Source organism: Flavobacterium sp. (assembly GCF_020217025.1).
GTDB lineage: Bacteria > Bacteroidota > Bacteroidia > Flavobacteriales > Flavobacteriaceae > Flavobacterium.
Genome location: NZ_JAIWOF010000077.1, coordinates 1 through 10,000, shown reverse-complemented (window position 1 = coordinate 10,000; position 10,000 = coordinate 1). Strand labels below are relative to the sequence as shown.

Annotated in this window: 11 protein-coding genes; 6 read left to right on the top strand and 5 right to left on the bottom strand. The window is 34.7% G+C overall.

Annotation, left to right across the window (positions count from 1 at the left end):
- The 4 genes from LDL23_RS03735 to LDL23_RS03720 all read left to right on the top strand — a co-directional run.
- Positions 1–591, top strand: a 591-nt coding sequence (locus tag LDL23_RS03735) for an ABC transporter ATP-binding protein (protein WP_291264512.1), incomplete at its 5' end; no start/stop codon positions are given.
- Positions 592–618: 27 nt separating this feature from the next.
- Positions 619–1,128 carry a hypothetical protein gene (locus LDL23_RS03730; RefSeq protein ID WP_291264511.1) on the top strand — a complete coding sequence of 170 codons (510 nt, stop codon included), beginning with the start codon at positions 619–621 and terminating at the stop codon, positions 1,126–1,128.
- 62 nt (positions 1,129–1,190) lie between these two features.
- Positions 1,191–2,588: an MATE family efflux transporter gene (locus tag LDL23_RS03725; protein ID WP_291264510.1), complete on the top strand. Its 1,398-nt coding sequence runs from the start codon at positions 1,191–1,193 to the stop codon at positions 2,586–2,588.
- A 26-nt stretch (positions 2,589–2,614) separates the two neighbouring features.
- The gene (locus tag LDL23_RS03720; RefSeq protein ID WP_008253940.1) at positions 2,615–2,845 is read left to right on the top strand and encodes a hypothetical protein; all 231 of its coding nucleotides are present in this window, start codon (positions 2,615–2,617) and stop codon (positions 2,843–2,845) included.
- A gap of 57 nt (positions 2,846–2,902) precedes the next feature.
- Here the strand turns inward: LDL23_RS03720 and meaB are convergent, their stop codons facing one another.
- The gene (gene meaB, locus LDL23_RS03715; protein ID WP_291264509.1) at positions 2,903–3,988 is read right to left on the bottom strand and encodes a methylmalonyl Co-A mutase-associated GTPase MeaB; all 1,086 of its coding nucleotides are present in this window, start codon (positions 3,986–3,988) and stop codon (positions 2,903–2,905) included.
- A gap of 96 nt (positions 3,989–4,084) precedes the next feature.
- Between meaB and LDL23_RS03710 the strand changes: the two genes are divergently transcribed.
- Positions 4,085–4,996, top strand: coding sequence for an AEC family transporter (locus LDL23_RS03710; RefSeq protein ID WP_291264508.1), 912 nt, complete (start codon positions 4,085–4,087; stop codon positions 4,994–4,996).
- 25 nt (positions 4,997–5,021) lie between these two features.
- Positions 5,022–6,419, top strand: a complete 1,398-nt coding sequence (locus LDL23_RS03705; protein ID WP_291264507.1) for an FAD-linked oxidase C-terminal domain-containing protein — start codon at positions 5,022–5,024, stop codon at positions 6,417–6,419.
- Between the two features lie 5 nt (positions 6,420–6,424).
- On the opposite strand, the gene LDL23_RS03700 is transcribed toward LDL23_RS03705, so the two are convergent.
- From LDL23_RS03700 to LDL23_RS03685, 4 genes are all read right to left on the bottom strand, one after another.
- Positions 6,425–6,694, bottom strand: coding sequence for a hypothetical protein (locus tag LDL23_RS03700; protein ID WP_291264506.1), 270 nt, complete (start codon positions 6,692–6,694; stop codon positions 6,425–6,427).
- Positions 6,695–7,099 carry a hypothetical protein gene (locus LDL23_RS03695; protein WP_291264505.1) on the bottom strand — a complete coding sequence of 135 codons (405 nt, stop codon included), beginning with the start codon at positions 7,097–7,099 and terminating at the stop codon, positions 6,695–6,697.
- Position 7,100: 1 nt separating this feature from the next.
- Positions 7,101–7,673, bottom strand: coding sequence for a hypothetical protein (locus LDL23_RS03690; RefSeq protein ID WP_291264504.1), 573 nt, complete (start codon positions 7,671–7,673; stop codon positions 7,101–7,103).
- A gap of 87 nt (positions 7,674–7,760) precedes the next feature.
- On the bottom strand, positions 7,761–10,000 hold a 2,240-nt coding region (locus tag LDL23_RS03685; RefSeq protein ID WP_291264503.1), incomplete at its 5' end, for a helicase-related protein.

Below are 10,000 nucleotides of genomic sequence, written 5' to 3'. Positions count from 1 at the left end.
GTAGCATTGATGGGCCCTTCAGGTTCTGGAAAGTCAACTTTGATGAACATTTTAGGTTGTTTGGATACACCAACTTCTGGAACGTACATTTTGAACGGAAAACACGTGAGTGAAATGCAAGACGATGAATTGGCAGGAATTCGTAATAAAGAAATTGGATTCGTTTTTCAAACGTTCAACTTAATGCCAAGAACAACAGCTTTGGATAATGTAGCTTTGCCAATGGTTTATGCGGGTCATTCGAAATCAGAACGTGTTGAAAGAGCTACTGAAGTATTGACACAAGTAGGACTTCAAGACCGTATGGATCACAAACCAAATCAATTATCGGGTGGTCAACGTCAGCGTGTGGCAGTGGCAAGAGCCTTGGTAAACAAACCTTCTATCATTTTAGCAGATGAGCCAACCGGAAACTTAGACAGTAAAACGTCGGTAGAAATCATGAATTTATTCAACGAAATTCACGCCAACGGAAATACGGTAATCCTGGTAACGCACGAAGAAGATATTGCCGCTTATGCAAACAGAATCATTCGTTTACGAGACGGACTTATCGAAAGTGATACGATAAATCAAAATATAAAAAAGTAAATTCACTTTAAATCCCGAATTACTTAAATGGATAATGTGGAAAAAATATATCCCGCAGTAAACATAAAATCATTTGTCTCCTTTTTTTGGTTTATCCTAGGACTTGCTATATCTGTTATTGCATCTATTTTTGGGTATGTTTTAATTAGAGATGGCTATTGGAAAATATCTTTTTTCACCTTACCCTTTATTTTATTAACACCTTATGTAATATTTTTTAGTGTGAAATCTAAAATAATTTTAACTAAAGATTCTATAATAAGGAAAGTTCCTTTTAGTAGAAAGGAAATAAAATATTCTGAAATTAAAACACTTAAAATTTACGATACAATTGGAAATGGACGCGGTTCTGTTTCTTATTTTGAAAGCAAAAAACCAAATTCAAAAAGTCTATTTACTTTTAAAACAATTTTTGTATCGGATATAGAAAATTCTCATCTAAATAAATTCACAAAGGGTAAACAATTTACTTTTCATGCTACAAATGATATTTACTTATTTCTTGAAGAGAAAATTTCTAGTAACCAAGTTGATTAAGTAATGTTTTATTATTGAAAAATCTTTTTCAAAATAACTACCTTTGCCACAAAATTGCCAAAATGACTTTTTCCGACTACGCTAAAGAATTTTCATATAACTTAAAACTCGCCTACCCTATTATTTTAGGAATGTTAGGTCATACCGTTGTGGGAATTGTGGATAATATAATGGTGGGAAAATTAGGCCCAACCGAATTAGCCGCTGTGTCATTAGGAAACAGTTTTGTATTCATTGCCATGTCATTAGGAATCGGATTTTCAACAGCCATTACACCATTAGTAGCTGAATCCGATGGAAAAAATGATGTTGCTGGCGGTCGTTCTGCGTTTCATCATGGATTGTATTTGTGTACAATTTTAGGAGTCGCTTTATTTACCTTAATTTTCTTTTCCAAACCGCTAATTGCTTACATGGGCCAACCTGAAGCTGTAGTGGAAATGGCAAAACCGTATTTAGACATCGTAGGTTTTTCGTTGATTCCGTTAATTATGTACCAAGCGTACAAACAATTTGCTGATGGTTTGAGCGAAACGAAATATTCCATGTGGGCAACTATTATTGGAAATATAACCAATGTGGTGATTAACTATTTCCTTATTTACGGAATTTGGATTTTCCCAAAATGGGGGATCGTTGGAGCGGCTGTTGGAACGATTGTTTCACGCTTTGTGATGCTAGGTTTTATGCACTACATGATGAATCTAAAACCGAAATTCCACCCCTATTTTAAAGGATTTAGTTTAAAAGAAATTAAGAAAGAAATCAACCAAAAAATCATTAAAATCGGAATACCTTCTGCCATGCAAATGTTCTTTGAAGTAGCTTTGTTTACTGGAGCTATTTGGTTGTGTGGTATGATTGGAACTACCAGTCAAGCAGCAAATCAAATTGCGTTGAGTTTAGCTTCGTTAACTTTCATGTTTGCCATGGGATTGAGCGTTACTGCAATGATTCGTATTGGAAATCAAAAAGGGTTGAATGATTATGTTACCTTACGAAAAGTAGCGATTTCTATTTTCTTACTTACTATCATCATTGAAGTCGTTTTCGCATTGCTATTTGTTGCCTTACATACTTCATTACCTTATATTTTTATTGATATAAATGACGCAGAAAACCTAACTAAAAACTTAGAAGTAATCGCAATTTCGGCTAACTTACTTTTAGTGGCGGCTGTTTTTCAAATTTCAGATGGCTTGCAAGTGGTGGTTTTAGGCGCGCTTCGTGGTTTGCAAGATGCTAAAATTCCAATGTATATTACTTTTGTAGCGTATTGGGTAATTGGATTTCCAATATCCATTTACTTAGGATTAGAAACCGAATTAAAAGCCGTTGGCGTTTGGATTGGACTTTTGGCTGGATTAACAGCAGCCGCGATATTTTTGTATATTCGCTTTAATTACTTAACGAAAAAACTTGTTCAAGGGCAAACTCAAGAACAAGTTCAATTACAATAAAAAGAAGAAATTAAAATCATAAAAACATGAACTTACCAAAATTTGTTATCGGTGATAATACCGATTTTCCAGAAGATATTTTCGTAATCCATTTAGAATATCCAAGATTCGTAATCAATTTAAAAGATGACGAAGTAGAATTTTTAGAAGACATCGAAGAAGAAGACGAAAAAGAATTGGAATCTGAAATGGAACATTTAATTACCATTGCTGGAGAATTCTACGATAGAGAAATTGAACGTTACGAGCAAGAATAATTTTTGATTATTATTGATTCCCGTAGAGACAAGTCAATGACTTGTCTCTACTAAAAATTATTTTTTAAAATATTGTTCCAACAAATGCATAGCCGCTGCAAAAGGTGAAATTTCATTATTTTGCACGGCTTTTTTGTTTTCTTCTAGTAGTTGAATGATATTTGGATGATTGTAAAAATGTGATTTCAATTGTTCATTAATCGTTTCCATCATCCAAAATTGGTTTTGATTTTGGCGTTTTTCTTCAAAATAATGATTCGATTTTACCAATTCAAAATACTCTGAAATAATTTCCCAAATCGCATCAATACCTGTTTTTTCATAAGCACTGCAAGTAGTCACTCTCGGAATCCAACCTGAGGATTTAGCAGGAAATAAATGTAAGGCTCTATTGAATTCGGTTTTCGCTAATTTGGCTTTCGCAACATTATCACCATCCGCTTTATTGATTACGATTGTATCCGCCATTTCCATGATGCCACGTTTGATGCCTTGTAATTCATCGCCAGCACCTGAAATTTTCAATAACAAAAAGAAATCCACCATACTGTGAACAGCGGTTTCGCTTTGCCCTACTCCAACGGTTTCAATAATTATCGTATCAAACCCACATGCTTCACATAAAATAATCGTTTCACGGGTTTTTCTGGCAACGCCACCTAACGTATCACCTGAAGCACTTGGTCGGATGTAAGCATTTTCATCTTTAACCAATTCTTCCATTCGGGTTTTATCACCCAAAATACTTCCGTGACTAATAGACGAACTCGGGTCAACCGCTAATACTGCAACTTTCTTTCCGATAGAAGTTAAATATTTTCCAAAAGCTTCAATAAAAGTACTTTTTCCAACGCCCGGAACACCTGTAATTCCAATACGAACGGAGTTATTCGCATGTGGCAAACAACCTTTTATCACTTCATTCGCTTTGGCTAAATGTTCAGGATTCGTACTTTCAACCAAAGTAATAGCGCGACTCAATGCAGTTTTATCACCTTTTAAAATTCCAGCAATCAATTCCTCTGCCGAAGGTTGTTTTCTTCGGAATTGTTGAATTTGATGTGCGACAACTGTACTCAATGTTTCGGGTTGTTCCACGCCGTGAATTTCTGAAAGTGCCGATTTTTTATTAGGTGTTTTCAAAAGAGTTTTGCTTTGTGTAAAAATACAAAAAATGTAAGAATATGAAACATCGAAATCTCAAGGTTTAATTACCTTTGTATTCTCGATTTTCGACATATGGAAAACATCATTCTTTTATTTTTATGTTTGATTTTAGGCGTTGCGCTTCAAAAAGTACCGCAATTTCCTAAAAACGCCTATCAAAGTTTGAATCAATACGTGATTTACGTTTCGCTTCCGGCTATGGCGTTGTATTACATTCCGAAAATCACTATTTCATTGGCTCTGCTTTATCCTTTAGGAATTGCATGGTTAGGTTTCGGATTATCGTTTGTGTTTTTCTATGCTTTGGGAACCTATTTCAAATGGTCGAAAAAGCTAATTGGCTGTTTGATTTTAACGGGTGGATTGAGCAATACTTCATTCGTAGGATTTCCAATAATAGAAGCTTTATATGGTGCAGACGGACTGAAAACCGCTATCATCGTTGACCAACCTGGTTCATTCGTAGTCGTAACTACCTTAGGAATATTAGTCGCAGCGAGCTTTTCAAGAGGCAATTTAAGCACTTCTGAAATCGTATTGAAAATTGTAAAATTTCCGCCTTTCATTGCATTTACGATTGCTTTATTTTGTACTATATTTTCTTTAGAATTTCCTGAAGCATTGCAAAACTCGTTTTTACGAATCGGAAACACGGTAACACCTGTCGCTTTAGTAGCGGTTGGATTGCAATTAAAAATTGATACGCGAAGTAAACATTGGCGTTTTTTAACTCTAGGCTTACTTTTCAAATTGATTTTGATGCCAACTTTATTCTTTTTGCTTTACAAAATGGTGTTAAACGGAAAAGGTTTAGAAATTGATGTTTCCATTATGGAATCTGCCATGGCGCCGATGATTACTGGTGCGATTTTAGCCTCTAACTACGGATTAAAACCGAAATTAAGCAGCATGATGATTGGAATTGGAATTCCGTTGTCGTTGATTACTATTGCTATTTGGTATTGGGTTTTAAGTAGTTTTTAATATCTTTACTTTTCAATTTTACACTATGAATCCTGAAATAATACTGGCACTTGAAAACATTGTAGGTTCGGCTTATATTTTTACTGATGAGGCTACTCGAAAAACGTATGGTCACGATGAAACGGAAGATTTGAGTTTTCCGCCTCATGTGGTAGTGAAACCTGCGAATACCGAAGAAGTGGCGCAAATTTTAAAAGTTTCCAACACTTATAAAATACCGACAACGCCTATTGGTGCGCGTACGGGTTTGAGTGGTGGTGCTTTATCGATTTATGGTGGTATTGCGATTTCAATGGAGCGATTTAATCAAATTATTGAAATTGACGAGCAAAATTTACAAGTTACTACCGAACCTGGTGTAATTACACAAGTTTTACGAGAAGCTGTGGCTGAAAAAGGCTTGTTTTATCCAGTAGATCCAAGTAGTATGGGAAGTTGTTATATTGGCGGCAACATTGCAGAAAATTCAGGTGGTGCGAGAGCTTTGAAATATGGTGTTACGAAAGATTATGCGCTGAATTTAGAAGTAGTTTTGCCAACAGGTGATATCATTTGGACAGGTGCTAATACCTTGAAAAATTCGACAGGTTATAATTTGACGCAATTGATGGTGGGTAGTGAAGGAACTTTGGGAATTGTGACTAAAATTGTATTGAAATTATTACCTCAAAACAAACATAACGTATTGCTTTTGGTTCCGTTTTATAAAGCTGAGCAAGCGTGTGAAGCCGTTTCATCCATTTTTAGAGCAGGAATTGTGCCAAGTGCTTTAGAATTTATGGAACGCGATGCCATTGATTGGACATTGAAATTTGTCGATGGTTTGAATGTGGAAGTGAAAGACAACGTTCAAGCGCATTTATTGATAGAAGTAGATGGAAATTACCCAGAAATTTTGATGCAAGAAGCTGAACAAATTTTGGCAGTCGTAGAGCAATTTGAAATTGACGAAGTTTTGTTTGCTGATACTGACGAACAAAAAAATGCCCTTTGGAAAATGCGTCGTTCTGTGGCAGAAGCAGTAAAAGCAAATTCGATTTATAAAGAAGAAGATACCGTTGTACCAAGATATGAATTACCAAAACTATTAAAAGGCATCAAAGAAATTGGTTCGAAATATGGATTTCAATCCGTTTGTTATGGACATGCGGGCGATGGTAATTTACACGTCAACATCATCAAAGGCAACATGACCGATGACAATTGGAAAACGGAAGTTCCAAAAGGGATTCGTGAAATTTTTGAATTGACAGTTGGTTTAAAAGGAACACTTTCTGGTGAACACGGCATTGGTTTAGTACAAAAAAACTACATGGATATTGCATTTTCAAAAGTACATTTAGAATTAATGGAACGCATCAAAGCAATCTTTGATCCAAATAATGTATTGAATCCTGGAAAGATTTTTCCTGATGGGGAATAAGTATTTTAATGTTTTACAAACTTCTTAAAAGTAACAAAACCAATTAAACTTCCAACTAAAAACGAAAGAATAAAATTTATCAAATTAGGTGAAGGATGCCCATTACTTCCAGGATAAACTGTAAAGAATAAACTCATGATATAATTCATTTCATGTGAATGATAATAACATAGGTCTGGGATTAATAAATAATATAGCACAGTAAAACTAAAAATTGAAGTAATAAAACCTCCAATAATTATAAATAACCATTTTTTAAAATTTGTGTATTTCATTTATTTCGAGCTTAAAAACTCTACCAAATTCGCATCCGCATTTTTAAACGTTGGCGGTTGTTCAATAATACTAGCAACTCGTTTTTTGTTTAATTTCATGGTAATATCGGCTTCGGTTGTAAATAACAGAGCAGATAAAAATGGGTTATTAATGTGCGGGATTAACTCTGCTTCTAAATCGTCTAATTTGCAGATTTTTACCAATTCTTGCTTTTCAGTCGTGTAAATTTTATACGTCATCGACAATTTTAAGATGTTGTCTTCTACGATAGTTTTTACGTAAATGTTTTGTAATTCGGGTTTTCCAACGGTTTTAGCTAGTGTTAATTTCGCAAAAGTACCATCAGCGATACTCGCTCTAACTTGGTTGAAAAATTCGGTGTAAGTGATATTATTTTCGTTCATATTACAATCCTAAAGCTTTTAAAATTTTTGCATCAAATAACATCGAAAACATTTTGTTCTCTTTGTCTTTATTTAAAAATTTCCATTGGTTTTTTGTCAAATCATCCGCAACAGCGATTAGTGTAGAACGCATTTCGATACGGAATGTATTGGTTAACTTATCATAGGTAACTTTATCTGCTTCCATTGATGATTTAAAAATATCCGTCATTGATTCTGCATCATCCATTGGTTGTTTGAATTTCATCGTCATTACGTTATTGTACGTTACTATACAAAAAGATTTCCCTTCTATCTTCTTGATTTCACCAAATGAAAAATTAGGTTCTACTTCCACTAACTTTATTGAAAATTGCTCGTTTTCCATCATTTGACCAAACATCTTTTTCATTTGGTCTTGCGGAATAATATCAAACACTTTTGGATAGGTAGTAGCGAAAATATCGTCAAAATTCATATTTACACTCGCTTTGTATGATTTTAAAGCTTCCGTTTTTAATGAAGCCATATCTTGTGCTAAAACAGCAATAGTTTGAAAAAGAAAGAATGCGAAGAATAGAATTTTAGATTTCATTTTGAGTGATTTTTAATTTTATCAAAGATAAAAAATCCCCAACTACTTTTAGCAATTGAGGATTAGTTTATTTCTATGTGTTTTTGATTATTCGTTAACCAAAACCCATTCACCAGAAGCTAACATGCTTTCTGCTTTTTTATATTTCATGGTTTCGCTTTTGCCACTCATTACGTGTTTGATAGTAACAGTGTCATTACGATTGATTTTTGGCATTTCTCTAGTAATTGTTTCCGTTACTTGAGGTCTTTGACTTGCCATTTCTCCAGCTCTTCTTGCTTGTGCTGCTGTATCTTCACTATCTAAATCTTCTTTAGATTCAGTATAGTTTTCTTTTTGTTGCACTTGCTTAGCTTCCTGAATTTCCGATGTATTATGAGAAGGTAAATCACCTTTGAACAAGAACGAAATTACTTCTTTATTTACATCGTCAATCATTTTCTTGAACAAGTTAAACGCTTCGAATTTATAAATCAATAATGGATCTTTTTGTTCGTGAACCGCTAACTGAACCGATTGTTTCAATTCGTCCATTTTACGTAAATGTTTTTTCCAAGCTTCATCCACAATTGCTAATGTGATGTTTTTCTCGAAATCTGCCACTAACGAACGACCTTCTGAAGTATATGCTTTTTCTAAATCAGTAACCACATTTAATGATTTGATTCCGTCAGAGAAAGGAACAATGATTCTTTGGTATTGACCATTATTGTTTTCGTACACATTTTTGATGATTGGATACGCTTCACGTGCATCTCTAGCAATTTTTTCCTCATAATGAGCTAAAACCGCTTTGTATGTTTTTCCAGTAATTTCTCTTGCTGATAATTTTGCAAATTCCGCTGGTGTAACTGGTGCACTGATTGAGAAGTAACGAATCAATTCAAACTCGAAGTTTTTGAAATCTTCTGCCAATTTGTTTTGTTCTACTACTAATTCGCAAGTATCGTACATCATGTTGGCAATATCCACTTTCAAACGTTCGCCGTGTAAAGCGTGACGTCTTCTTTTGTATACTACTTCTCTTTGTGCGTTCATTACGTCGTCATATTCTAACAAACGTTTACGAACTCCAAAGTTATTTTCTTCTACTTTTTTCTGAGCTCTTTCGATAGATTTTGTCATCATCGAATGTTGAATTACTTCACCTTCTTTTAGACCAATTCTATCCATAACTTTCGCTACTCTTTCCGAACCGAATAAACGCATTAAGTTATCTTCCAAAGACACGTAGAATTGCGAACTACCCACATCTCCTTGACGACCCGCACGACCTCTTAACTGACGGTCAACACGACGCGAATCATGACGTTCCGTTCCGATAATTGCTAAACCACCTGCTTTTTTAACTTCGTCAGATAATTTAATATCGGTACCACGACCTGCCATATTCGTTGCAATCGTAACTACTCCAGGTTTTCCTGCTTCTGCTACAATTTCAGCCTCGCTTTTGTGCATTTTAGCATTCAATACGTTGTGTTGAATACCTCTTAATTTCAACATTCGGCTTAATAATTCCGAAATCTCTACTGACGTTGTTCCAATCAATACAGGTCTTCCTGAATTTGATAATTGTACTACATCTTCGATAACGGCGTTGAATTTTTCACGAACAGTTCTGTAAATTAAATCATCTTTATCTTTACGAGCCATTGGACGATTGGTTGGAATTTCCACAACGTCTAATTTGTAGATTTCCCAGAACTCACCAGCTTCTGTTGATGCCGTTCCTGTCATTCCTCCTAATTTGCTGTACATACGGAAATAATTCTGTAACGTAACGGTTGCAAATGTTTGAGTAGCGGCTTCGATTTTTACATTTTCTTTAGCTTCGATTGCTTGGTGTAAACCATCTGAGTAACGACGACCATCCATGATACGTCCTGTTTGCTCATCTACAATCATTACTTTATTGTCCATGATAACGTATTCCGTATCTTTTTCAAATAAAGTGTATGCTTTTAATAACTGTGTTAACGTATGAATACGCTCTGATTTTACAGAAAAATCACGGAATAATTCTTCTTTTTTCTCAGCTGCTTCTTCTGGAGCTAAATTTTCTCTTTCGATTTGGGCAATTCCTGAACCAATATCTGGTAAAACGAAGAATTGAGCATCGGTATCAGTAGATAAGAATTGGATTCCGTTATCCGTTAACTCAACTTGATTGTTTTTTTCTTCGATAACAAAGTACAACGCCTCATCAATTTTTGGCATTTCTCTGTTGTTATCTTGCATGTAATAATTCTCTGTTTTTTGAAGTAATTGTTTTACTCCTTCTTCCGATAAGAATTTAATTAACGCTTTACTTTTTGGTAACGCTCTGT

Bases quoted from the DNA above. Each gene is read 5' to 3' on its own strand.
- LDL23_RS03730 (WP_291264511.1), top strand. From the start codon at position 619: ATGGATAATGTGGAAAAAATATATCCCGCAGTAAACATAAAATCATTT.
- LDL23_RS03725 (WP_291264510.1), top strand. From the start codon at position 1,191: ATGACTTTTTCCGACTACGCTAAAGAATTTTCATATAACTTAAAACTC.
- LDL23_RS03720 (WP_008253940.1), top strand. From the start codon at position 2,615: ATGAACTTACCAAAATTTGTTATCGGTGATAATACCGATTTTCCAGAA.
- LDL23_RS03710 (WP_291264508.1), top strand. From the start codon at position 4,085: ATGGAAAACATCATTCTTTTATTTTTATGTTTGATTTTAGGCGTTGCG.
- LDL23_RS03705 (WP_291264507.1), top strand. From the start codon at position 5,022: ATGAATCCTGAAATAATACTGGCACTTGAAAACATTGTAGGTTCGGCT.
- LDL23_RS03700 (WP_291264506.1), bottom strand. From the start codon at position 6,694: ATGAAATACACAAATTTTAAAAAATGGTTATTTATAATTATTGGAGGT.
- LDL23_RS03695 (WP_291264505.1), bottom strand. From the start codon at position 7,099: ATGAACGAAAATAATATCACTTACACCGAATTTTTCAACCAAGTTAGA.
- LDL23_RS03690 (WP_291264504.1), bottom strand. From the start codon at position 7,673: ATGAAATCTAAAATTCTATTCTTCGCATTCTTTCTTTTTCAAACTATT.